At 30.0% G+C, this 22456-nt stretch carries 24 protein-coding genes, 1 tRNA gene and 1 pseudogene; 11 read left to right on the forward strand and 15 right to left on the reverse strand.

The window, feature by feature from the left end:
* Positions 1-99 precede the first annotated feature (99 nt).
* Genes H2277_RS01175 through hemH form a run of 3 tightly spaced genes read left to right on the forward strand, consistent with a single transcriptional unit; the run spans position 100 to position 2939 of the window.
* Positions 100-1173: a DegT/DnrJ/EryC1/StrS family aminotransferase gene (locus tag H2277_RS01175; RefSeq protein WP_337200582.1), complete on the forward strand. Its 1074-nt coding sequence runs from the start codon at positions 100-102 to the stop codon at positions 1171-1173.
* A gap of 3 nt (positions 1174-1176) precedes the next feature.
* Positions 1177-2037 carry a Gfo/Idh/MocA family oxidoreductase gene (locus H2277_RS01180; protein WP_337200583.1) on the forward strand — a complete coding sequence of 287 codons (861 nt, stop codon included), beginning with the start codon at positions 1177-1179 and terminating at the stop codon, positions 2035-2037.
* A complete protein-coding gene (gene hemH / locus H2277_RS01185) occupies positions 2034-2939 on the forward strand; it encodes a ferrochelatase (RefSeq protein ID WP_337200584.1) in 906 nt (301 codons plus the stop codon). Before H2277_RS01180 ends, hemH begins: the two co-directional genes overlap by 4 nt.
* Here hemH and mnmH read toward each other — a convergent pair.
* From mnmH to H2277_RS01225, 8 genes are all read right to left on the reverse strand, one after another.
* Entirely contained in the window at positions 2929-3933 is a 1005-nt protein-coding gene (mnmH, locus tag H2277_RS01190; protein WP_337200585.1) for a tRNA 2-selenouridine(34) synthase MnmH, read from the reverse strand. The genes hemH and mnmH overlap by 11 nt on opposite strands.
* The gene (locus H2277_RS01195) at positions 3923-4408 is read right to left on the reverse strand and encodes an HIT domain-containing protein (protein WP_337200586.1); all 486 of its coding nucleotides are present in this window, start codon (positions 4406-4408) and stop codon (positions 3923-3925) included. Before H2277_RS01195 ends, mnmH begins: the two co-directional genes overlap by 11 nt.
* A gap of 9 nt (positions 4409-4417) precedes the next feature.
* The gene (locus tag H2277_RS01200) at positions 4418-5131 is read right to left on the reverse strand and encodes an indole-3-glycerol phosphate synthase TrpC (RefSeq protein ID WP_407928548.1); all 714 of its coding nucleotides are present in this window, start codon (positions 5129-5131) and stop codon (positions 4418-4420) included.
* Positions 5116-6393 carry an ATP-dependent nuclease subunit B gene (locus H2277_RS01205; protein ID WP_337200587.1) on the reverse strand — a complete coding sequence of 426 codons (1278 nt, stop codon included), beginning with the start codon at positions 6391-6393 and terminating at the stop codon, positions 5116-5118. The genes H2277_RS01200 and H2277_RS01205 overlap by 16 nt, the downstream gene beginning before the upstream one ends.
* Entirely contained in the window at positions 6366-6740 is a 375-nt protein-coding gene (locus H2277_RS01210) for a YkgJ family cysteine cluster protein (protein WP_337200588.1), read from the reverse strand. Before H2277_RS01210 ends, H2277_RS01205 begins: the two co-directional genes overlap by 28 nt.
* A complete protein-coding gene (locus H2277_RS01215) occupies positions 6730-7434 on the reverse strand; it encodes a methyltransferase (protein ID WP_337200589.1) in 705 nt (234 codons plus the stop codon). The genes H2277_RS01210 and H2277_RS01215 overlap by 11 nt, the downstream gene beginning before the upstream one ends.
* Before the next feature lies 1 nt (position 7435).
* Positions 7436-7579 (reverse strand): hypothetical protein, encoded by a 144-nt coding sequence (locus H2277_RS01220; protein ID WP_337200590.1) that lies wholly within the window; start codon positions 7577-7579, stop codon positions 7436-7438.
* A gap of 93 nt (positions 7580-7672) precedes the next feature.
* A tRNA-Phe gene (locus tag H2277_RS01225) sits at positions 7673-7748 on the reverse strand.
* A 155-nt stretch (positions 7749-7903) separates the two neighbouring features.
* Here H2277_RS01225 and H2277_RS01230 point away from each other — a divergent pair.
* Entirely contained in the window at positions 7904-9247 is a 1344-nt protein-coding gene (locus tag H2277_RS01230; RefSeq protein WP_337200591.1) for a TrkH family potassium uptake protein, read from the forward strand.
* Positions 9248-9256: 9 nt separating this feature from the next.
* Entirely contained in the window at positions 9257-9907 is a 651-nt protein-coding gene (locus H2277_RS01235) for a TrkA family potassium uptake protein (RefSeq protein ID WP_337200592.1), read from the forward strand.
* Here H2277_RS01235 and H2277_RS01240 read toward each other — a convergent pair.
* Genes H2277_RS01240 through gltX form a run of 4 tightly spaced genes read right to left on the reverse strand, consistent with a single transcriptional unit; the run spans position 9904 to position 13827 of the window.
* The gene (locus H2277_RS01240) at positions 9904-10575 is read right to left on the reverse strand and encodes an MqnA/MqnD/SBP family protein (protein WP_337200593.1); all 672 of its coding nucleotides are present in this window, start codon (positions 10573-10575) and stop codon (positions 9904-9906) included. The two genes, H2277_RS01235 and H2277_RS01240, sit on opposite strands and share 4 nt — an antisense overlap.
* A gap of 2 nt (positions 10576-10577) precedes the next feature.
* Complete coding sequence (gene upp, locus H2277_RS01245) at positions 10578-11207, reverse strand: uracil phosphoribosyltransferase (RefSeq protein WP_337200594.1); 630 nt, start codon at positions 11205-11207, stop codon at positions 10578-10580.
* Complete coding sequence (locus H2277_RS01250) at positions 11204-12439, reverse strand: malic enzyme-like NAD(P)-binding protein (RefSeq protein WP_337200595.1); 1236 nt, start codon at positions 12437-12439, stop codon at positions 11204-11206. The genes upp and H2277_RS01250 overlap by 4 nt, the downstream gene beginning before the upstream one ends.
* A complete protein-coding gene (gene gltX / locus H2277_RS01255; RefSeq protein WP_337200596.1) occupies positions 12436-13827 on the reverse strand; it encodes a glutamate--tRNA ligase in 1392 nt (463 codons plus the stop codon). The genes H2277_RS01250 and gltX overlap by 4 nt, the downstream gene beginning before the upstream one ends.
* 64 nt (positions 13828-13891) lie before the next feature.
* On the opposite strand from gltX, the gene H2277_RS01260 reads away from it, so the two are divergent.
* The gene (locus H2277_RS01260) at positions 13892-14707 is read left to right on the forward strand and encodes a hypothetical protein (RefSeq protein WP_337200597.1); all 816 of its coding nucleotides are present in this window, start codon (positions 13892-13894) and stop codon (positions 14705-14707) included.
* Between the two features lie 30 nt (positions 14708-14737).
* Here H2277_RS01260 and H2277_RS01265 read toward each other — a convergent pair whose 3' ends face one another.
* Together H2277_RS01265 and accB are read right to left on the reverse strand one after the other, a co-directional pair.
* On the reverse strand, positions 14738-16069 hold the full coding sequence (locus tag H2277_RS01265) for an acetyl-CoA carboxylase biotin carboxylase subunit (protein ID WP_337200598.1): 1332 nt from the start codon (positions 16067-16069) through the stop codon (positions 14738-14740).
* Positions 16070-16071: 2 nt separating this feature from the next.
* Entirely contained in the window at positions 16072-16527 is a 456-nt protein-coding gene (gene accB / locus H2277_RS01270) for an acetyl-CoA carboxylase biotin carboxyl carrier protein (protein ID WP_337200599.1), read from the reverse strand.
* A gap of 139 nt (positions 16528-16666) precedes the next feature.
* Here accB and dcd point away from each other — a divergent pair, with 139 nt between their 5' ends.
* The 4 genes and pseudogenes from dcd to H2277_RS01290 all read left to right on the forward strand — a co-directional run bounded on the left by dcd (position 16667) and on the right by H2277_RS01290 (position 20747).
* Entirely contained in the window at positions 16667-17227 is a 561-nt protein-coding gene (gene dcd, locus H2277_RS01275; RefSeq protein WP_337200600.1) for a dCTP deaminase, read from the forward strand.
* Between the two features lie 72 nt (positions 17228-17299).
* Positions 17300-18304 (forward strand): UDP-N-acetylglucosamine 4,6-dehydratase (inverting), encoded by a 1005-nt coding sequence (pseB, locus tag H2277_RS01280; RefSeq protein ID WP_337200601.1) that lies wholly within the window; start codon positions 17300-17302, stop codon positions 18302-18304.
* On the forward strand, positions 18304-19434 hold the full coding sequence (pseC, locus tag H2277_RS01285) for a UDP-4-amino-4,6-dideoxy-N-acetyl-beta-L-altrosamine transaminase (protein WP_337200602.1): 1131 nt from the start codon (positions 18304-18306) through the stop codon (positions 19432-19434). The genes pseB and pseC overlap by 1 nt, the downstream gene beginning before the upstream one ends.
* Positions 19427-20747 (forward strand): annotated as a pseudogene (locus H2277_RS01290) (DUF4910 domain-containing protein). The gene pseC and the pseudogene H2277_RS01290 overlap by 8 nt, the downstream one beginning before the upstream one ends.
* Here the strand turns inward: H2277_RS01290 and H2277_RS01295 are convergent.
* On the reverse strand, positions 20730-21539 hold the full coding sequence (locus H2277_RS01295; protein WP_337200603.1) for an AAC(3) family N-acetyltransferase: 810 nt from the start codon (positions 21537-21539) through the stop codon (positions 20730-20732). The pseudogene H2277_RS01290 and the gene H2277_RS01295 sit on opposite strands and share 18 nt — an antisense overlap.
* 122 nt (positions 21540-21661) lie before the next feature.
* On the opposite strand from H2277_RS01295, the gene H2277_RS01300 reads away from it, so the two are divergent.
* Positions 21662-22456, forward strand: coding sequence for an AAC(3) family N-acetyltransferase (locus H2277_RS01300; protein WP_337200604.1), 795 nt, complete (start codon positions 21662-21664; stop codon positions 22454-22456).

A 22456-nucleotide genomic window follows, 5' to 3' on the forward strand; every position in this document is an offset into this window, starting at 1 on the left:
GAATTTTTATAAAACCATATAATACCAAAATTACTTTAAATTAAGTAAAACTAAACTACAATAAATGTTTTAAAAACTTTTTAAAATATAAAGGTATATATGAATTTCATTAATCTCAATGCACAATATTTAGCCTATAAAGATGAAATTGACGCTGAAATTCAAAGCGTTTTACAAAGTTCTTCTTTTATAGGTGGATTAAAACTGAATGAATTTGAAAAGAATTTAGCCAATTTTGTAGGCATTAAACATGCCATAGGATGTTCAAGTGGAACCAGTGCTTTATATTTAGCCTTAAGAGCCTTAGATATTAAAGAAAATGATGAAGTGATCGTTCCTGATTTTACCTTTATTGCAACAGCTGAAGCTGTAGCATTAGTAGGTGCAAAACCTGTTTTTGTGGATATCAACCTTGATAATTACAATCTTGATTTTAAAGCCGTAGAACAAGCCATCACATCTAAAACAAAAGCAGTTATTGCTGTGAGTATGTTTGGGCAAATGAGTGATTTAAAAAATTTAAATGAAATGCTAAAAAATAAAAATATCACTCTTATCGAAGATGGGGCGCAAAGTTTTGGTGCGAGCTTTAAAAGGGAAAAATCTTGTTCCATTGCACCTATTTCTTGCACCAGCTTTTTTCCATCTAAGCCTTTGGGTGCTTATGGAGATGGAGGGGCTATTTTTTGCCATGATGATGCTTTAGCACAAAAAATAAGAATTTTACTCAATCACGGACAAACCGAGCGTTATAAGCATGAATTTATAGGTATTAATGCACGTCTTGACACTCTTCAAGCAACCATTTTAAATGTGAAATTAAAACATCTTGAACAAGAAATTGAAAAAAGACAAAATCTAGCTAAAATTTATAATGAAAATTTAAAAAATTGCGTGATTCCAAAAATCGACACTCATGCTAAAAGTGTTTATGCACAATATAGTATTTTAGTGGAAAATAGAGCAAATATCTTGCAAAAATTTGAAAAAGCTAATATACCTTATGCGATTCACTATCCAACCCCGCTTCATAAACAACCTTGTTTTAAAGAGGCAAATCATTTAGAAATTACAAATTCAAGCTATGCGAGTGAACACATTTTATCTCTACCTTTTTCAGCTTTTCTAGAAGAAAAAGAGCAAGAGCAAGTTATCGATCTTTTCAAGGATTAAAAAATGAAAATCGGTATAATAGGTCTTGGAAAAATGGGGCAAAATCATCTCAATGAACTTGCTAGAAATCCTCATTTTAAAATCAATGCCCTATTTGATCTTTATCAAAATTCAAATTTAAGCCAATTTGATGATATTTTTTTCAATAATTTAGATGAATTTATAAAACAAGATAATGATATTATCATTATCGCAACGCCTACAAATTCACACTTAGATATTGCAAAAAAAGTTTTAAACTCCGCAAAAGCACTGCTTATAGAAAAACCTTTAGCTTTAAATTTGGCACAAATTGAAGAATTAAAACAAATAGCACAAAATAAAAAAATAGCCGTGGGCTTTTGTGAGCGTTTTAACCCTGCTGTTTTAGCCTTAAAACAAAATTTAAAAGATGAAAAAATTATCAGCATAGACATACAAAGATTTTCACCCTATCCACAAAGAATTAACGATGTTGGGATTTTACATGATCTAGCCGTGCATGATCTTGATTTGATTCGCTTTTTAAGCCAAAAAAATATCACAAAAACCAAAATTATTAAACGTTTTATCCAAGATAAAAATAAAGAAAGTGAAAGTATTTTAACTTGTGAGCTTGAAGAAATTATAGCTTCTTTACATCAAAGTTGGAATTGTTCTTTAAAACTTAGAAAAATTCACCTTATAACAGAAAAACATTTTTTTGAAGCTAATTTGGCTGATTTTAAATTACTTAAAGATGGCAAAGAAATTCAAATAGAAAAAAATTCTCCTTTATTTAGTGAGCATCAAGCTTTAGCGAATTTAATCAACAATAAAGAACATTTCCTAGCAAACATTGATGATGCCTATAAAGTCCAAAAAATCTTAGAGGAAAAAAAATGAAATTAGTTTTATTTTTAAACATGGGCGGAGTCACTCATTTAAAAGATTGTAAAACTTTTTTAAAAAATATGTTTAATGATCCTTATATCTTAGGAATTAAAAATAGATTTTTAAGGCGATTTGTAGCTTGGATAATAACCTTATCACGCACTAAAACCATGCAAAAAAATTATATTAAAATGGGTGGAAAATCTCCTTTAAATGAAACTACACAAAATTTATGTCACAAACTCAATTCCTTACAAAATGAATTTAATTTTGATTTTGTCAATTTATACGTCCCGCCTTATGCTAATGAAGTTTTAAAAAAATATTCCTTAAATTCAAAAGATGAAATCATCCTTTATCCGCTCTACCCTCACCACTCTTGCACTACAGTAACTTCTTCACTTGAAGTTTTACAAAGAGAAATTAAAAAATTAAACATCACAAGCAAGATTAAAATTATGGATATTTTTTATAAAGATGCAAATTATAATCAAATGATTGTTTCTCATATCTTAGATAAAAAAAATCAATTTGATGCTAAAACTCTTATTTTTTCAGCTCATTCTTTGCCAATTTCTCTTATAAAAAAAGGGGATTTATATGAAAAGCATATTAATGAGCATGTTCAAATTTTAAAAGAAAAACTCAAAAATCATTTTGAAGAAATCATTCTTTCTTATCAATCGAAGCTAGGACCCGTAAAATGGCTAGAACCTAGCACAAGTGATATTTTGGAAAAACTTAAAAATAAAGCCTTAATTTATCCTATATCTTTTTGTATCGATTGTTCTGAAACCATCTTTGAACTAGGTATGGAATACAAGCATTTAGCTACGCAAGATTATGCATTAATTTCTTGTCCAAACGATAGTGATGAATTTATTGACTTTATTTTAAAATCTCTTAAAAATTAAACTTATGTTTAGTTTTTAATAAATTTAAAAGCTCTTCTTTAGCCTTTTGAATATCATCGGTATTGAGTTTAAAATCTATTTTTTCTGGCTGTTTATAAGTTTTATCATAATATTCTAAAAGCATTGTAATAAGTTTATTCCACTCTTTTTTTTCGTAATTTTGAAATAAATCTTGCTTAAAATTAGTACTGATATAAGGAGTGATTTTTGCAACACATTCTTTAAATTTTAAAGGAGTCATTTTATTTTTATAAAATTTTTCAATTCTTTTAATACGATTTTCCAAAGAACAAAAACAATAAATTTTAAAAGCATTTTGCATACTCTCATAAAGCCTCAAAGGTAAGATTATTTCTCCGATTTTACGACTTTCGCTTTCAATAAAGGCAAAATCATTAATCTTGCTAAGATTATTAAAAAGCAAAGATTCAAAAGCTTTTTGTGTGGGTTGATCACCCAAAATATTTCCAAAAGAAGATCCTAAATGATTTGCCATTTTTTCCAAATGAATGGCATGGGGTAAAGATTCTAAAAGCTCACTTTTCCCACATCCAGTGTTTCCACAAAGCGAAAATAATTTTAAATTTAAAGATTGATCAAAAAAATTCAGTAAAAAAGTCCTATAAGCTTTAAAACCTCCTTTTAAACGCACTACTCTATAGCCTAATTCACTTAAAATAACCGCTATAGATTTAGAACGCAACCCACCTCTAGCGCAATAAATTCCAACCTTAGATCCTATACGAAATTCTTGAGTGATTACAGGAATATGACAAGCCATATTAGCACAAATATAGCTTGCGCCCTCCGCTTTAGCTAGAGCCTGATTTTGTTTATAAAGTGTCCCTATTTTTTTATGTTCATCATCGTTTAAAGCATAAAAATTTAAAGCCCCTTGAAGGTGTGAATGGGCAAACTCTTTTGGACTTCTTGCATCGATTAAAAGATCAAATTTTTCTTGATTAAAATTTTCAAATTCTAATTCACTTAACATTGTTAAAAGCATTAACTAATTTATAATACACATCTTTTAAATCTGTACCACAAACCCTAGTTTCTCCTATAGTTGTAATAAAATTAGTATCTCCAAACCAACGAGGTACCAAATGATAATGACAATGCATCGCAATGCCAGCTCCTGCATCTTTACTTAAATTCATCCCGATATTAACACCACTTGCGTGAAGTTCGTTTTTTAAAATCTTAACGCCTTCTCTTACCCAATAACTCATTTCTTGCCAAATCATCTCATCCAAATTTTCTATATGCTCTTCATGTAAATAAGGTATGATCATAAAATGTCCCGCAGAATAAGGATAGCGATTCATCACAGCAAAACAATGTTTGGCTCTAAAAATAACGCCTAATTTTTCATCATCATCTATTTTATTAGCACAATCGCAAAAAGGACATTTGCTCTTTTCTTTCTCAAAATATTCACTTCTCCAAGGCGCGTATAAGTATTGCATTGAATTTCCTTAATGATTTATTATATTACTTATTAAAAAAGCATCTATGCCTAATTTTTGCAAGTATTGTAAATTTTCTTCATCATTTACACTAGCAATAATAACTTTAGAATTTGGAATTTGACCTATGAGTTTTTCACATAATTGCACGTAGTTTGAAAAATTTTCATCTTTATTACAAATACTTACAAGATCAGCTCCAGCTAAAATCGCCTTGCTTAAATCTTCTTTATCGCAAATTTCAACCAAAGCTTCAAGTCCTAAATGTCTTGCAAATTCAAGCAATTTTTTAAGCTCTTTGGTGCTTAGCATTTTAGCAATCAATAAAATAAAATCTCCACCATAAACTAAGGTTTCTAAAATTTGATACTCATCAATAATAAAATCTTCTCTTAATAAAGGAATTTGAGTATAGCGGCGTATCATGCTTAAATTTTCAAGCACGCCGTTAAAATACGGCCAAGTAGATATAGAAAGAGCAACCGCTCCTTTTTTTTCACTCTCTAAGGCCAAGGATAAATTTTGATTTAAATCTTCTTTCATTTGAGGGATCAATTTTATCTCTTGATCTATTCTTTTTAAAGCCTTATACACATCTTTGGGAAAAAAAGGATTTGAGGCTAAAGATCGACCCAGCATGTCATAAGGTAAAATCTTTTTTCTTTCCTCAAGTTCTTTTTGAATTTTTTTATAAATTTCATCTCGTTTTATAACTTTAAACATTTTTTTATTGCCTTTATATGAGCTTTACTTTCTTTGGAATTTGAAAACTCTTTATCTTTAAAAGTTTTTTTCAAAATTTCCCAAGCCTTATGACAATCTCCAAACTTATAATATCCCCAAGCCAAAGAATCTAAATAATATAAATTCTGCGGATCTTTTTTCAAAGCAAGTTCTACAAATTTAATCCCTTTTTTAACATCTAAATCATAATCAATCAGTAAATATCCATAATAATTTAAATACAAATCATTAGTATTTTCATCAATCGCTTTTTCAAATTTTTCCTTGACAGCTTGTATGATTTTGGGTGTAATTTTTTTCTTTAAACTCGCATCTTCAAATTCAAAAATTGCCGCACGTAAAAGGTATTCTTTATTGTGAGTGCGTTGATAAACTTGCATACTTAAATCTTTAGCTTGATTATAATATTTTAACTTTTGATATAAATATAATTTAATATCATCATCTAAATTGTATTCTAAGGCGATATTTAAAGCTTGTTTGACTTGATTTTCAGAATTAAGTAGATCAACTGCAGATAAAATAAAATTCTTGCTTTTAGTGATTTCATAAAGCTGAATATAAACCCCTACTAAGGCTTTGTAGTCTTTTTCATCGTTATAAATTTTTGCGAGCAAAATACAAGTTTTTAAAGTACAGCCATTTGTTTTTCTAGAATTTTCTAACAATTCTTTAATACTAGCTGTATTATTTAAAATCACATAAACACTTACAAGTTTTAATAAAATTTCCTCATTTGAAGCATAATTATAAGCCAAATGATAATATTTTTCAGCACTTTTTAGATCATTTTGCTTCACCAAAATATCACCATATAATTCTAAATTTCTTGGATCATTCTTTTCCTTTTTTAAAAGCTCTTGCACTAATTTTTTAGCATTTTTAAGGTCATGAGAGTTAAGATCATAAAGGGCACTAAGACGCTTAAGATTATCATTTTGATTTAAATAAGGCTTTGCCATTTTGTTGATTTCTTTTTTTTGATCAAGATCATTGACTAAAGTAATTAAAAATGCATTTTCTAAAAAATGAGTATTATTATAATCCTTAAAAAGCTTTAAAAACTCATCTCTAGCTTCTTTATTTTGGTGAAAATATTCATAATTATAAGCTTTCATCACCCTTAAATCAAATTCATTACTTTTAAATTTTTTATAATCAGGATAAGTAACGACAATTTTAGAACCAGCACAAGCACTCAATAAAATAACGATTAAGATAAATAAGTAATTCCTATACATTCTTTTTTTAATTCCTCTTGATGTGTTTTAAAATATTCCCAAAAAGGAAAGGTGCGACATTGCATTGGACGATAATCATAAATTGAACAATTTCTATTTATAGGATCAAAAAAGATACACGCATATCCACCTTCAAATTCAACCTCTTTAAAGCTCATTTTAAAACCCACTTTTCTAAGATATTTTAAAATAAATTCTTCTTCACTTAAGCCCAAATATTCTCTTAAATTTTTAAGCTCTTCTTTACTTGCAAAAATATTACCACTGTCCCCAATGCAGCATTTTCCACCACATTTTTGACACGCATTTTCATCAAAACAATAAGAAAAATCTTTTTTAAAAATCATAACTTTCCAATATAAACCTAGAGTGAATTTTTTGCATTTTTTGACTCAAATTTCCATTTTCATAGACCAAAAATGGAGGCAATATCTCACAAAAAGATTTTACGCTTTTTCTAGCCTCAATCAAAACAAGTCTAGCTTTTTCATTTTTATCACTATGCACAAAGCAAATTTTAGTCATTTTTAGCTTTTTCTTTTCTAAAGCCACACAAATTTTATCAAACGCTAAAACCTCATAACAAAAATACAAAACACCTCTTGGTTTAAGCATAGAATTTGCCTTAGAAATAAATTCATCCAAAGGCAAATAGGATTGAAATTTACTGATATTTTTATGCAAATTTTGACTCTTATGAATTTCTTGTCTATAAAAAGGTGGATTAGATATGATAAAATCAAATTTTTTTGGGGTATTAAATTTTAAAAAATCATCGCAAAAAACCTCAGCTTCTACGTGATTGGATTTTAAGTTTTGTTTGATCAGTTGTATGTTTTTTTCTTGAATATCGATCATTGATAGCTTGATTTTTTCATTAAATTTTTTAATCAAAATACCTAAAATTCCACATCCAGATCCAACATCCAATAATTCATTTTTTATCCCACAATCTAAAATAAAATCAGCCAAAATTAAAGAATCACTATTATAACGATAGCCATCTTTTAATTGTGCCAATAAAATACTTTCTTGTTGCATTTTAATGAGTAGGAATTTTAATACGTTTTGTAGGATTTTCTAGACTTGTATTTTGCTCTTTTTTAATATTGTTTTTAGCAAAATCTAAAAAATTTTCCGCTAGAAGATTTAAATTTAAAAAGAAAATAAGAAACAATAATCTCATTAACAAACCTTGAAATTTTATTTTCTTAAAATAATACACTAGAAATTTAAAATTTATGCTAAAAATTTAAAGAAAGATTTATAATAAAGAAAATGGTGGTTAGAGGCAGAATCGAACTGCCGACACGCAGATTTTCAGTCTGCTGCTCTACCGACTGAGCTATCCAACCAAAAAATGTTTTCCTTTTTTAAAGTTGAAGTTTTAAAAAATGTAATTTTATCTTTTTTTCTTTAATCTAAGTTTAAACATAAGGTTAAAAATTTATTTGCCTTAAAGTTTTTATCAGATAGAATTCTTGCTTTAAAAATTTATGATGAGGGTTTTTTGAAACAATTTGGACTAGATAGGCGAACTTTTAAAATTTTATTAGTTGGTTACATCATTATTGCTTTAATCGGAGCTGCCTTTTTGTATTCAAACTGGGCTCATACAACTCCTATTAGCTTTCTCGATGCTTTTTTTACAAGCACTTCAGCAATCAGTATGACAGGATTAGTTGTAAAAAATACTGCGACAGATTTTACGTTTTTGGGGCAAATTATTATCTTAATACTCATCCAAATTGGCGGTTTGGGATATATGAGTATAGGTTTTTTTGTATATTTACTCATAAGAAAAAAAGTGGGATTTAGTGGTAGAAATTTACTAAAAGAATCCCTATTTTATCCAAGCATGGATGGACTTTTTAAATTTTTTAAAAAAGTTTTACTTTTTATTTTTATTATAGAATTAGCAGGTGCTTTACTTTTAACCATGCGATTTGCCCTTGATATGAATTTTAAAAAAGCTCTTTGGTTTGGGATATTTCACTCCATTAGTGCATTTAATAATGCTGGCTTTAGCGTTTTTGAGCATGGAATTTCCACCTATAAAAATGATATTGCAATTAATTTCATTATTACTAGCCTGATTATCATTGGAGGTCTTGGATATTTTGTTTTAGTGGAGCTTTATTTTTTTCAAAAAAAACGTTTACCTAGTCTTAGTTTGCATACAAAAGTCGTTGTTTTATCAACTATTATTTTAATTATCTCCTCAACTTTAATCATCTTTGCCCTAGAATATTCTAATCCTAAAACAATGGGGCATTTTTCTTTATTTGATAAAATCTTAAGTTCATATTTTACCGCGATCAATTACCGCACGGCAGGTTTTAACACTCTAAATATCAATCATTTAAACGATGCAAGTTTATTTTTTGGTGCTTTATTTATGGTTATAGGTGGAGCACCTGGAGGTACGGCTGGAGGGATGAAAATCACTACAGTGATTACACTTTTACTCTATGCGTATTGGAGCATTAGAGATGGAAGGGTAAGGATCTTTGGATATGAAATTTCACAAGAAACCATATCAAGAGCTTTTGTTATAGCAATAGGATCAGCAGTTTATATCACAGTCACTGTTATTTTACTTTCTTTATTGGAATCTCATTTCAATTTTCTTCCTTTATTATTTGAAACCTCTTCAGCGTTTGCAACCGTTGGAATTTCAGTTGGCAACGGAGGAACACTTTCTCTTTGTGCCTTGTTTTCCAATCCAAGCAAAATTATTATCATTATTATGATGCTTAGCGGAAGGATTGGGGTTTTTGCATTTTTACTCTCTGTTTTTAAACAAGATAAGGCAATACATATTAGATTTCCTGAAGGAAAAATTAATCTATAAAGGCAAATTATGAAAAATAATAGTTATGGAATTATCGGTCTTGGAAAATTTGGATCAGTTGTAGCAGAAGAATTGATCTCTGCAGGAAACACCGTAATCGTTGCTGATAAAGACGAAGAAGCTTTAAAAAATATATCCAATCCTGCAAGTTATGCTTATATACTTGATTCTACAAATGTGACAGCTTTAAAAGAAGCAGGATTTCACGATGTTGAAGTGGTTATTGTAAGTATTGGAGATAATGTTGAAAAATCCATTCTTACTTTAATGGCTCTTAAAGATATAGGGGTTAATAATATCATCGCAAAAGCCACTTCAAATATCCATGGACAAATTTTATCCAAACTTGGAGCCACAAAAGTTATTTATCCCGAAAAAGAAAGCGCGAAAAGATTGGTGAAAGAATTTCTTGTTAGAGAGGCTGAATTTGAAGTATTTGATTTATCAGCAAATACCATTCGGGCTATTAAAATCAATGTGGATGAAAAATTAGCCGGAAATTCACTCAAACACATCGCACAAAATATGAGAGTGATCGCTTATAAAAAATTAAACAACGATTGGGAAATATTACCTGATTTTGAAACAACCATAGCTTATAGTGGGGATGTGATTATACTATTAGGAACGGTTAAGGAATTAAGAAATTTTGAGTATTAAATTTCTTTTTTAAATTTAACCGCATCAACAAAACGTTTTAAAGCCCTTTTTTCCTTGTGAGCTATATTATAATAAATAATCTCACTTAAATAATATCTAATATCCTTAGCTGATATTTCCTTTTTTTTGGCATATTTTTGAAGTATGTATTGTGGAATTTTGATTTTTTCTCTAGCAAATTTATTTAAAATTTTAGAAAAATAAATCTTTTTTTGCATGCATGAAAAACGGGCAAATACAAAAGGTAAATTAGTTTTTTTATACCATAAATCACACAAATCTATATAAGCATTAGGATCTTTTATATAAAGCTTTAAAGCCTTATCACCTATGATAACCTTACCTTTTAGGCTTAAAACTTGAGAAAGCGCATTTGATGTAGCCGAGCTAGGATCTTTAGCCTTGGATGAATTTTTTTCAACCAAAACGCTTAAAACTTTTTTATTAGCGCAAATTCCAACATCTAAATTTTTATATTTTTTTTTAACACTTTCAATGCTTGAAGTCATAGCACCATCAACCCTGCGATAAAATAACTCCTTATTAAAATGACTAGGCTCACCTTTTTTATAAAAAAGCGTTGCTTTAAAGCCATTAGGCAAAGGATATTTTTTAAGATAAACACTTAAAGGCAATAAATTAATATAATCAAATTTACCAAAAACCATCACTAGCTTAGAGTGTTAAAAACCCTATCTCCCGCATCTCCGAGTCCTGGAACTATATAACCTTTTTCATTTAAATTTTCATCAATAGCAGCCACATAAATTTCTATATCTTCATGCACTTTTTTAAAATTTTCAATCCCTTTAGGTGTGGCAAGTATTGAAATAAATTTAATTTTTTTCACGCCTTTTGATTTTAAAAATTTACAAGCCTCTATTGCAGTTCCACCCGTGGCAAACATAGGATCTATAACAATAGCTACACGTTTAGCTGCATCTTGTGGAATTTTTTCAAAATAAAAATCCGCCTTAAGAGTTTCTTCATTTCTTACAAAACCCAAAAAACCTACACTAGCATCAGGAATCAATCTAAAAACACTCTCAAGCATACCCAAAGCAGCTCTTAAAATAGGGCAAATCATAATTTTTTCATTTAACTTTTTTACCTTAGCATTTGAAACAGGAGTTTGGATTTGAATTTCTTTTAAATTCAAATCCTTAGTTGCTTCAAAAAGTAAAAAAGTTGAAATTTCATCAATCAACATTCTAAATTGAAAAGGCTTGGTGCTTTGATCACGTAAAAGGCCTAATTTGTGTTCTATTAAAGGATGATTGATGCAAAAAACTTTATTCATTTTAAACTTTCAAAATAAGCTTTCTCATCGAATTCTTTAATCAAAGCTACCCCATCTTTAATAGCTGCTACTGCTACTGCAGTACTTACTGCTGCCTTTACTCTTTCATCAAAAGGTTTTGGAATCACATAATCTCTACCAAATTCCAAAGAATCAATTTCATAAGCCTTTTTAACCGCATCACTCACAGGCAATTTTGCCAAATCAGCCAAAGCTCTTGCTGCAGCTATTTTCATATTTTCAGTGATCTTAGTCGCTCTTACATCCAAAGCACCTCTAAAAATAAAAGGAAAACCTAAAACATTATTGATTTGATTAGGATAATCACTTCTTCCAGTACCCACAATCGCATCTTTTCTAAGTCTTGCAACATCTTCAGGCATAACTTCTGGAATAGGATTTGCCAAGGCAAAAATAACAGGATCTTTAGCCATCGATAAAATCATCTCATCATCAAGAATTTTTGGAGCACTAAGTCCTAAAAAGACATCTGCGCCTTTTAAGGCCTCTTTTAATGTTCTTTCTTTAGAATCTACAACAAATTCAAGTTTTTGTGGAGTTAAATCATTTCTATCTTTGCTAACCACACCTTTACTATCAACTAAAACAATATGCTCAACTCCTAAATTTCGATACATTTTGGCACTAGCAATTCCAGCAGCACCAGCACCACTTACCACCACTTTAATATTTTTAAATTTTTTTCCACTAATCTCCATCGCATTCATAAGCCCAGCAGTCGATATAATCGCTGTTCCATGCTGGTCATCATGCATGACAGGAATTCCAAGATCTTGTAAAGCTGCTTCTATCTCAAAACATTTTGGCGCTGCAATATCTTCCAAATTAATTCCACCAACCGTTGGGGCTAAAGCTTTACAAAAAGTAACAATTTCATCAACACTATGAGCATTGATTTCTATATCATAAGCATTAACATTAGCAAATTTCTTAAATAAACAAGCCTTACCTTCCATAACTGGCTTAGAAGCTTGTGCTCCAATATTTCCAAGTCCTAAAACCGCAGAACCATCACTCACAATAGCTACTAAATTCGCCTTATTTGTGTAAAGATATGCTAATTCTTTATCTCTAGCAATTTCCAAGCAAGGTTCAGCTACACCTGGACTATAAGCTAGGGATAAATCATGACTTGTATCCATTGGTTTTAAAGGGGTAATACTAACTTTACCACCTAAATGATATTTTAAGGCCTCTTCTTTTAAATTCATTTTATCATCCTTTTTAAAAAAATTTCCATTCTTTTTTTGCATTCCTCAACTCCTAAAAACTCTAAAACCTCGAAAATACTAGGGCTTACAGCTGTACCGGTTAAAGCAATACGTATAGGCTGAGCAAGTTCTTTTAATTTTACATCATTTTTTTGTAAGAATTCATTAGTAAAACTTTCAAAATCACTCGCAAGGCTTTGATTGCTTAATTCGTTTGCATATTTTTTTAATAAATCAAGATTTTTTTCATTTACAAATTTATTAATAGCTTGTTCATCATAATTTTTAGGAACTTCTATAATGCTTTTAGCCCCGTTGATAATTTCAAGTAAAGTTTTAGCACGTTCTCTTAAAAGATCAAGTAAAAATTCTGCTTTTTCATAAACTGACAAATCAAATTCCAGCTCTTTAAGTTGGTGATTGATCTCTTCAAAAGGCAAAGTTTTAATATAATGTGCGTTAAGCCATTCTAGTTTTTTAAAATTATAACAAGATGCGCTTTTATTGATATGATTTGGATTAAAAACTTTTTTTAAATCTTCAAGTGAAAAAATTTCATCATCTCCATGACTCCAACCTAAACGCACGAGAAAATTCAGCAAAGCTTGAGGTAGAATTCCCATAGCTTTATATTCCATAACATCAGTAGCACCATGACGTTTTGAAAGTTTTTTTCCATCTTCTCCATGAATCATAGCCACATGATAAAATTTTGGAATTTTAAAGCCTAAAGCTTCATAAAGAATGATTTGCTTTGGGGTATTAGAAAGATGATCATCTCCTCGAATAACATCACTAACTCCCATTAAAGCATCATCAATGACAACAGTAAAATTATAAGTAGGCGTTCCATCACTTCTTGCGATAATAAAATCATCTAAAATATCCTCAACTTTAAACTTAACCTCACCTTTAACACCATCCATAAAACAAATTTCTCCACTTTGTGGCGCCTTAATACGGACAACAGGTTCTATTCCTTGGGGTGGTGTGCCTTTAAAATCTCTATATCTCCCATCATATTTTGGACGCTCTTTGGCTGCTTCTTGCTTAGCTCGTAATTCTTCTAATTCTTCTTTGCTCATATAACAATAATAAGCTTTATCTTCATCTAAAAGTTTTTGAATATATTTTTTATAAATATCAAAGCGTTCAGACTGATAAGTCACTTCTCCATCATGATCAAGCCCACACCATTTAAAAGCCTCAAGAATTGCTTGTGTAGCTTCTTTGGAATTTCTTTTAAGATCGGTATCTTCAATACGAAGTAAAAATTCACCCTTATTTTTTCTAGCATACAAATAACTATAAAGTGCAGTTCTTAACCCTCCTATATGCAGATACCCAGTAGGACTTGGTGCAAAACGAGTTACAAGTTTTTCTTCCATTTTTTGCCTTTTCTTAAATTTTTATTGATATAATGCGATATTTACACTTAAATAAAGGTTTGAAATGAAAAAAATTTTATTAAGTTTTTGCTTTTTTGCAAATTTAGCAAGTGCAAATACTATTGATGCTATCGCCATAGTTGTCGATAAAGAGCCAATTACAACTTACGATATCAATGAAAAAATGGAAAAATTGCACCTTTCTAAAAATGAAGCCTTGCAAATTTTAATCAATGAAAAAATGGAAAAATCTCAAATGAAAAAATTTGGAATTTTTACAAGTGAATTAGAGCTTGATAATGCTATTAATAATATGCTTTCTCAAAACAATATTACTCTTGATATGCTTAAAGCCGATCTAAAAACCAAAGGGCAAACCTACGAACAATTTAGAGAAAATTTTAAAAAAGATTTAGAAAAAAGAAAACTATATGATCAAATACTTAGTACAGCTAAGATAGATTATAGTGATATAGGCGCTAAAAAATACTTTGAACAACATCAAGATAAATTCAGTATTTTTACAGAAATTACTGCAAAAATTTATACCTCTAAGAATATAAAATTTTTAGAATCTCTAAAAACTAGTAAAAAAACCATGCTTAAAGGCGAGGATGCGATTTTAAATCCAGAAAATGCAGATCCTAGACTTTTAAGCCTTTTATCTCAAGTTTCTATAGGTGATTTTTCTCCGATTTTAAATTCTAAAAGTGGCTATCAAATTTATAGAGTAGAGAATAAAAATGGCATACAAACTCCAGAATTTGAACAAGTTAAAAATGATATTTTAAACGCTTATGTTAGCGAGCAAAGACAAAATTATATTCAAGATTATTTTGATAAATTGCGTTCAAAAATAAATATAGAATATTTGAGATAATTAAATTTAGGATTTTAATCCTAAATTTAATCAATGTCTAGAGAGATAATTTGTATCGTAATTATTTTTAATAAAATCTTCATTATCCATCATAGCAAGATGAAAATCTTTAGTCGTTTTAATACCTCCAACGATAAGCTCATTTAAAGCTACTTTCATTTTAGAGATGGCCTTATTGCGATCTTCTGCCCAAACAACAAGCTTTCCTATCATAGAATCATAATAAGGTGGCACAGAATAATCCTGATAGCAATGGCTTTCCATTCTAACATTACGTCCAGCTGGAGCGATGTATTTTGTGATCTTACCTGGGCAAGGCAAAAAGGTTTGAGAATCTTCAGCGGTGATTCTGCATTCTATAGAATGTCCTTTAAGAACAATATCTTCTTGTTTTGGCAATGTATAACCTTCCGCAACTCTAATCATTTGCTCAATAATATCAATACCACTAACCATTTCACTCACGCAATGTTCAACTTGCAAACGTGTATTCATTTCTATAAAATAAAAATCCAAATTTTTATCCACCAAAAACTCAAAAGTTCCTGCTCCTTCATAACCAATTGCTTTAGCTGCTTTAACCGCAGTTTCATGAAGTCTTGAACGTGTTTTTTCATCAAGTAAAATTGCTGGGGATTCTTCAATTAATTTTTGATGGCGTCTTTGCATAGAACAGTCTCTTTCTCCTATATGGATCACATTTCCAAAACTATCTCCGATCACTTGTACTTCTATATGACGTGGATTTTGGATATATTTTTCCATATACATAGTACCATCTCCAAAAGCTGTCATCGCTTCACTTTCAGCAGACCAATAAGCTTTCTCAAGATCTTTTTCATTCTCAACAACTCTCATCCCACGACCACCACCACCAGCTGCAGCTTTTAAAATCACAGGATAACCAATTTCTTTAGCAAGTTTTTTAGCCGCTTCAGCACCCGCTAAAGCCCCATCACTTCCTGGGATTACCGGCACACCTGCTCTTTGCATCACTTGCTTTGCCTTGCTTTTATCACTCATTAAATTCATAGCTTCTACAGAAGGACCTATAAATTTAATATTATGTTTGGCGCAAATTTCAACAAAATTTTGATTTTCACTTAAAAAACCATAACCTGGAAAAATAGCATCTGCTTCAGCAATTTCAGCCGCGGTAATAATAGCTGGAATATTCAAATAACTTTCAGAGCTTCTTGCTTTTCCTATACAAATACTCGCATCAGCATATTTTAAATATAAAGCATCTTTATCTGCTTCAGAATATACACAAATTGCTTTTTTGCCCATTTCCTTAATCGTTCTTAAAGCTCTTAAAGCAATCTCTCCCCTATTGGCTATTAAAACGCTTTTAATTTCCATAATTATAATTTCTCCACTGTAAATAAAGGCATACCAAATTCTACAGGCTGTCCATCAGCAACTAAAATTTCTATAATTTTACAATCAAATTCAGCTTCAATTTCATTCATAATCTTCATAGCTTCAATAATAGCAATCGCATCGCCTTTTTTTACAGTACTACCCACTTTTACAAATGGAGCAGAACCTGGGCTTGGAGCCTGATAAAATGTCCCTACCATAGGGCTATTGATAGTTGGATTATTGGATTTTGTATGATTAGAAGAATGTGTTTCATTTACAACATTCACATTAATAGGCTGTGGAGCTGGAGTTGTAGGACAAACCGGAGCCGGAATATCACAACATATATCCCTTTCAAGTTCAATTTCAAAACCATCTTGTTCTTTAATCTTAATTTTACTAATATTAGCTTCTGCAAATAAATTGACTAATTCTTTAATCTCTTCTTTTGTCATAAATTTCTCCTGATTTTAAGAACTTAATCTAGTATTATATTGAAAAACTTAAAATTTAACTTTAAAAAAACAAAAAATTCCTAAAAATATAAAAAAATAAGTTATAATCTCTAATAAAAATTTTATTTAAGGTTTGGATATGGGTTTAAAAGCAGATAACTGGATCAGAAAAATGGCACTTGAACATAAAATGATCGAGCCATTTTGCGAAGCAAATATAGGCAAAGGAGTTGTAAGCTACGGACTTTCAAGCTATGGTTATGACATACGTGTAGGACGCGAATTTAAGATTTTCACCAATGTTAATTCTACCGTAGTTGATCCTAAAAATTTTTTAGAGGAAAATGTGGTTGATTTTGTAGGCGATGAATGTATCGTTCCAGCTAATTCTTTCGCGTTAGCAAGAACGATAGAGTATTTTAAAATGCCTGATGATGTTTTAGCTATTTGTCTTGGTAAAAGCACTTATGCAAGATGTGGAATTATAGTCAATGTAACCCCATTTGAACCTGGGTTTGAAGGGCATATCACCATAGAAATTTCAAACACCACTCCTTTACCTGCTAAAATTTATGCCAATGAAGGCATAGCCCAAGTCTTATTTTTACAAGGTGATGAAAAATGCGATACAACTTATCGCGATAAAAAAGGTAAGTACCAAGCCCAAACAGGTATAACCTTGCCTAGAATTTTAAAATAAATTTTTATGGAACATTTATTGCTTAAAATTCTTAAAAAACATTGAAATAAAAATATTTATAAAGGAGGATAAATGTTTAACGGAAAAAATATTCTTATAACAGGTGGAACAGGAAGCTTTGGAAAGGCTTATACTAAAATTTTACTCCAAAATTACAAGCCGAATAAAATCATTATTTTTTCAAGAGATGAATTAAAACAATTTGAAATGGCAATATCCTTTAATCAACCTTGTATGCGATATTTCATAGGTGATGTAAGAGATAGAGAAAGACTAAGTTATGCTATGAATGATGTTGATTTTGTTATTCATGCAGCTGCTATGAAACATGTTCCTGTAGCTGAATACAATCCTATGGAATGTATCAAAACTAATATTAACGGTGCACAAAATGTGATCGATGCTTGTTTGGAAAATAATGTTGAAAAATGTATCGCACTCTCTACAGATAAAGCATGTAATCCGGTTAATTTATATGGCGCAACCAAGCTTGCAAGCGATAAGCTTTTTGTTGCAGCTAATAATATTGCTGGAAATAAAAATACAAAATTTAGCGTCGCTAGATATGGAAATGTCGTGGGTTCAAGGGGTTCTGTAGTGCCATTTTTTAAAAAGCTAATTAAAGAAGGTGTTAAAGAACTACCTATTACAGATGAGAGAATGACAAGATTTTGGATTAGTCTTGAAGATGGGGTTAAATTCGTTTTAAACAATTTTGAAATCATGCATGGAGGAGAAGTTTTTGTTCCAAAAATCCCATCGATGAAAATTACAGATTTAGCTCATGCCTTAGCACCTGACTTGAAAACAAAAATTATAGGCATTAGACCTGGGGAAAAATTACATGAAACAATGATCTCAAGCGATGATAGTCATTTAACTTACGAATTTGATCAATATTATGTTATTAGTCCAAGTATTCAATTTACAAATGTTAAAAGTGATTTTAGTATTAATGCTAAAGGAGAAAAAGGACAAAAAGTCAAAGATGGTTTTTCTTATAGCTCGGATAACAACAAAGAATGGGTAAGTGAAAAAGATCTTTTAGATATCATCGATCATACGGAATTTGAATAATGCTTACCTACTCTCATCAAAATATCGATCAAAGCGACATTGAAGCGGTTATTGATGCCTTAAAGGGAGAAATTTTAACCGGTGGAAAAAAGGTTGAAGAATTTGAACAGGCTTTATGTGAGTATGTGGGTGTAAAATATGCCTGTGTTTTAAATTCTGCCACCTCAGCTTTACATCTGGCTTATAGTGCTTTAAATGTAAAAAATAAAACCGTTCTTACTGCACCTCTTACTTTTGCAGCGACAGCTAATGCAGCTTTAATGGCTGGAGCAAAGGTTGAATTTATCGATATTAAAAGCGATGGCAATATCGATGAAAAAAAAATAGAACAAAGATTAAAAACAAAAAGCGATGATATAGGGGCGATTTGCGTTGTTGATTATGCGGGTAATAGTGTCGAAATGGATGAAATTTATAAACTTTGCAAAGATTATAATATTCCCTTAATCGATGATGCAAGCCATGCCTTAGGAGCTTATTATAAAGATGAAAAAGTTGGTAAAAAAGCCGATCTAAGCATTTTTTCTTTTCATCCGGTAAAACCCATCACTACTTTTGAAGGTGGTGCTGTTACAAGCGATAATGAAGAGCTTATAAAAAAAATTAAACTTTTAAGAAGTCATGGCATAGTCAAAAAAAGACTTTGGGATAGCGATATGATCGATCTTGGTTATAATTACCGTTTAAGTGATGTCGCTTGTGCTTTAGGGATCAATCAACTTAAAAAATTAGACAGTAATTTAAAAAAACGAGAGGAAATTGCTCAATTTTACGATAAAGAATTTGAAAGAAATCCTTATTTTTCTACTATTAAAATTAAAGACTATAAAAAAAGTTCAAGGCATTTGTATCCTATTTTGCTTTTTCCTGAATTTTATTGTCAAAAAGAAGATATTTTTAAGGCTTTGCTAGATAAAGGTATTGGTGTGCAGGTGCATTACAAGCCCACTTATGAATTTAGTTTTTATCAAAAACTTTTAGGGCAAATAAGACTTGAAAATGCGGATAATTTTTACAAAGCAGAACTTAGCATCCCTTGTCATCAAGAAATGAATTTGCAAGATGCTAAATTTGTAAAAGATACTTTGTTTGATATACTTGAAAAAACTAAAAAGGGCTATTGTGGATAACCTTGATTTTAGAAGCGCTGATTTTGAAAATACTGGCAAAGCGATGTATGAACTCGCTAAAGAACTTTTCCCAATCTGCAGAAGTATAACTGGGCAAGGCTTTAGAGATAGTTTGCAAATTTTAAATGATGCTCTGGCGGGGGGGGGGTATTTTACAAATTCACTCTATTGAAAGTGGAACAAAAGTTTTTGACTGGATAGTTCCACCTGAATGGCATATAAAAGATGCCTATATCATTACTCCTAATAGAGAAAAAATTTGTGATTTTAAAAAGCATAATTTGCATGTTTTAAACTATAGTGAAGGTGTTGATAAAGAAATAGAACTTGATGAATTGCAAAATCATCTTTACTCACTTGAAGAAAAACCAGATGCTATTCCTTATGTAACGAGTTATTATAAAAAGCGTTGGGGATTTTGCATCACACACAATGAAAGAAAAAAGCTCAAACAAGGAAAATACCGCGTTTTTATTGATGCTAAGCACGATGAAAATGGTGTTTTAAATTACGCAGATTTTATCATCCCTAGCACTCAAAACTCTAAAGAAGAAATTTTAATCTCTTCTTATCTTTGTCATCCATCAATGGCAAATAATGAATTAAGTGGTCCAATAGTGGCAATCTATCTTGCCAAATGGCTTTTTAATTTAAAAGAAAGAAAATATAATTATCGTTTTGTTATCATCCCTGAAACCATAGGCTCTATCGTTTATATCCATAAACATTTAAAACATTTGCAAAAATACACTAAGGCAGGTTTTGTACTCTCTTGCTTAGGTGATGATAATGCTTACTCGCTTATACATTCACCTTCTCAAAATACCCTTTCAGATAAAGTTGCTTTGCACACTTTAAAAAATAAAGAAAATTTTAAAGAATATAGCTTTTTAGATCGTGGATCCGATGAGAGACAATACAATGCTCCTCTCGTAAATTTAGGTGTTGCGGGAATTTGTCGCACAAGATATAGTGATTATAATGGATATCATACTTCCAAAGACGATTTAAATTTCATCAGCTCTAAAGGTTTAACAGGAGGACTTAAGGCCATGCAAGAAATCATTTTAAATCTAGAAATCAATGAAGTTTATGAAAATACGACTTTTTGCGAACCAAATCTTGGAAAACGAGGGCTTTATCATACACTTAGCACGGCTAATGATATCCCTTTGGCTTGTAATTTTTTAGCTTATTGTGATGGTAAAAACGATATTATCGATATTGCCACAATTTTAAATATGCAAGCTTATGAATTTAAAGATCTCTTAAAAAAAATATTGGAATTTAAACTTTTAAAGCTTTCTATATAAATTTCTTCCTTTATTTTCTTTTATATCTTTAGCTATAATTTCAAAAGCTTTTTTTAAATCAATCTTTTTAATACATATATCATCAAAAAAATCAAGTTGCATCACTTGTTTTTCTAAAAAAATATTCTCTAGTGGATTAATATCTGTCAAAACTCCGTCATTGCGAACAAACATATCGTAAGTTGCCACTTTTTTAACTCCTTTCTCATCTATATAATAAGATTTGAAACTCTTATTATGTCTATAATCAACATTAAAACATTGTTCAACATAATGGACAAAAGTAAAAGAATCTTGTAAAGGTAAATCAATAATAATCATTTTGGCATTTTTCTTATACATAAAATCAAAAGGTGAACTAGAATCAAAAGCTCCTTTGTTTTCAAGCCCAATTAATTCATCTTGAAATTTTCCAGCGACTGCAAAAGAATAGATAGGATGTTTTGTGCGTTTAAATTCGCTTCTTTTTAAAGCAATATTACCCAAAGCACCGGTTTGAGATTTTGAATTTAAAATATCATAAGATAAAGATTTACAAAAATCCCAATTAAAAGTTTGTATTGCTAAAGTCCCCCCCCCCCCCCGATCAAAAAAATCTCTCTGCTGATTATAAGATGTAGTTAAATATTTTTGAGAAAAAATATCAAGCAATAAATTTAAATTTTCTCTAGCACTTCCATCTAACCTTTGAAGTAATCGCATAAAATTGCCCGTCAATATAATACATTTCACATTACCTAACTCTAATTTTTCAATAAATTGCTCCAACATAAAACCAACCTTAGTAATCATCAAAAACTTTCATAAACATTTTAAAATAACAAAATTCTATTAAAAGTTTAATTAAAGAAATACGCTGGTATAATTTAATGTAAAAAAAATATTTTAAAAATTATTAATAAAGTATAGGCGCTATGAAGGAATTATTTCGCTATAAAAATCAAACCTATAATCAAAAAGATCTCATAGAAACTTTAGAAAAATTGGGCATTAAAAATGGAGACATAATTTATATCCATAGTGAAATTTATAATTTTGGAATACCGCTTTTGCCCATAAAAGAACTTTTAAAAGCCTTGATTGAATGTTTCTTTGAAGTTATAGGTAAAGATGGAACTTTAGTTATGCCTACTTTTACCTATAGTTTTTGCAATAATGAAGTTTATGATAAGTTAAATTCAAAATGCACAGTAGGAGCACTTAACGAATTTTTCAGATTGCAACAAGGAGTTAAAAGAACGAACGATCCTATTTTTTCTTTTGCTGTTAAGGGCAACAAAGAAGAATTATTTCTAAAAGAAACAACCAGTTGTTTTGGTAAAAATAGCGTTTATGATGAACTTACCAAAAATAATGCTAAAGCTATCCTTTTTGGAGGTGAACATTTGGGTTTTACTTATTTTCATTATATAGAAGAAAAGGCGAAAATAACTTATCGCTATCATAAAACTTTTAAAGGAAATATTATAGATGAAAATGGTATCCAAATTGATAAAGAAATTCAATTTTTTTGCAGAGATTTAACAAGAAAATACAACATTATCGATCAAGAAAAAGTTTTTAATATATTAGACTCTCAAAAACTTACCAATAAGCTTAATTTTGGTGGCGCTCAAATTGTTTCTTTTGAAATAGAAAAATTTTATACTTTTATTTTTGATAAATTGACAAAAAATGAAAATTATTTACTTTTTCCAAAGGAATTTTAG

The sequence above is a fragment of the Campylobacter sp. W0014 genome (assembly GCF_020135975.1).
Classification (GTDB): domain Bacteria; phylum Campylobacterota; class Campylobacteria; order Campylobacterales; family Campylobacteraceae; genus Campylobacter_D.

What these genes read in the sequence shown, in the direction of transcription:
- H2277_RS01175 (WP_337200582.1), top strand. Translation starts at nt 100, where the DNA reads ATGAATTTCATTAATCTCAATGCACAATATTTAGCCTATAAAGATGAA.
- H2277_RS01180 (WP_337200583.1), top strand. Translation starts at nt 1,177, where the DNA reads ATGAAAATCGGTATAATAGGTCTTGGAAAAATGGGGCAAAATCATCTC.
- hemH (WP_337200584.1), top strand. Translation starts at nt 2,034, where the DNA reads ATGAAATTAGTTTTATTTTTAAACATGGGCGGAGTCACTCATTTAAAA.
- mnmH (WP_337200585.1), bottom strand. Translation starts at nt 3,933, where the DNA reads ATGTTAAGTGAATTAGAATTTGAAAATTTTAATCAAGAAAAATTTGAT.
- H2277_RS01195 (WP_337200586.1), bottom strand. Translation starts at nt 4,408, where the DNA reads ATGCAATACTTATACGCGCCTTGGAGAAGTGAATATTTTGAGAAAGAA.
- H2277_RS01200 (WP_407928548.1), bottom strand. Translation starts at nt 5,131, where the DNA reads ATGTTTAAAGTTATAAAACGAGATGAAATTTATAAAAAAATTCAAAAA.
- H2277_RS01205 (WP_337200587.1), bottom strand. Translation starts at nt 6,393, where the DNA reads ATGTATAGGAATTACTTATTTATCTTAATCGTTATTTTATTGAGTGCT.
- H2277_RS01210 (WP_337200588.1), bottom strand. Translation starts at nt 6,740, where the DNA reads ATGATTTTTAAAAAAGATTTTTCTTATTGTTTTGATGAAAATGCGTGT.
- H2277_RS01215 (WP_337200589.1), bottom strand. Translation starts at nt 7,434, where the DNA reads ATGCAACAAGAAAGTATTTTATTGGCACAATTAAAAGATGGCTATCGT.
- H2277_RS01220 (WP_337200590.1), bottom strand. Translation starts at nt 7,579, where the DNA reads ATGAGATTATTGTTTCTTATTTTCTTTTTAAATTTAAATCTTCTAGCG.
- H2277_RS01235 (WP_337200592.1), top strand. Translation starts at nt 9,257, where the DNA reads ATGAAAAATAATAGTTATGGAATTATCGGTCTTGGAAAATTTGGATCA.
- H2277_RS01240 (WP_337200593.1), bottom strand. Translation starts at nt 10,575, where the DNA reads ATGGTTTTTGGTAAATTTGATTATATTAATTTATTGCCTTTAAGTGTT.
- upp (WP_337200594.1), bottom strand. Translation starts at nt 11,207, where the DNA reads ATGAATAAAGTTTTTTGCATCAATCATCCTTTAATAGAACACAAATTA.
- H2277_RS01250 (WP_337200595.1), bottom strand. Translation starts at nt 12,439, where the DNA reads ATGAATTTAAAAGAAGAGGCCTTAAAATATCATTTAGGTGGTAAAGTT.
- gltX (WP_337200596.1), bottom strand. Translation starts at nt 13,827, where the DNA reads ATGGAAGAAAAACTTGTAACTCGTTTTGCACCAAGTCCTACTGGGTAT.
- H2277_RS01260 (WP_337200597.1), top strand. Translation starts at nt 13,892, where the DNA reads ATGAAAAAAATTTTATTAAGTTTTTGCTTTTTTGCAAATTTAGCAAGT.
- H2277_RS01265 (WP_337200598.1), bottom strand. Translation starts at nt 16,069, where the DNA reads ATGGAAATTAAAAGCGTTTTAATAGCCAATAGGGGAGAGATTGCTTTA.
- accB (WP_337200599.1), bottom strand. Translation starts at nt 16,527, where the DNA reads ATGACAAAAGAAGAGATTAAAGAATTAGTCAATTTATTTGCAGAAGCT.
- dcd (WP_337200600.1), top strand. Translation starts at nt 16,667, where the DNA reads ATGGGTTTAAAAGCAGATAACTGGATCAGAAAAATGGCACTTGAACAT.
- pseB (WP_337200601.1), top strand. Translation starts at nt 17,300, where the DNA reads ATGTTTAACGGAAAAAATATTCTTATAACAGGTGGAACAGGAAGCTTT.
- pseC (WP_337200602.1), top strand. Translation starts at nt 18,304, where the DNA reads ATGCTTACCTACTCTCATCAAAATATCGATCAAAGCGACATTGAAGCG.
- H2277_RS01295 (WP_337200603.1), bottom strand. Translation starts at nt 21,539, where the DNA reads ATGATTACTAAGGTTGGTTTTATGTTGGAGCAATTTATTGAAAAATTA.
- H2277_RS01300 (WP_337200604.1), top strand. Translation starts at nt 21,662, where the DNA reads ATGAAGGAATTATTTCGCTATAAAAATCAAACCTATAATCAAAAAGAT.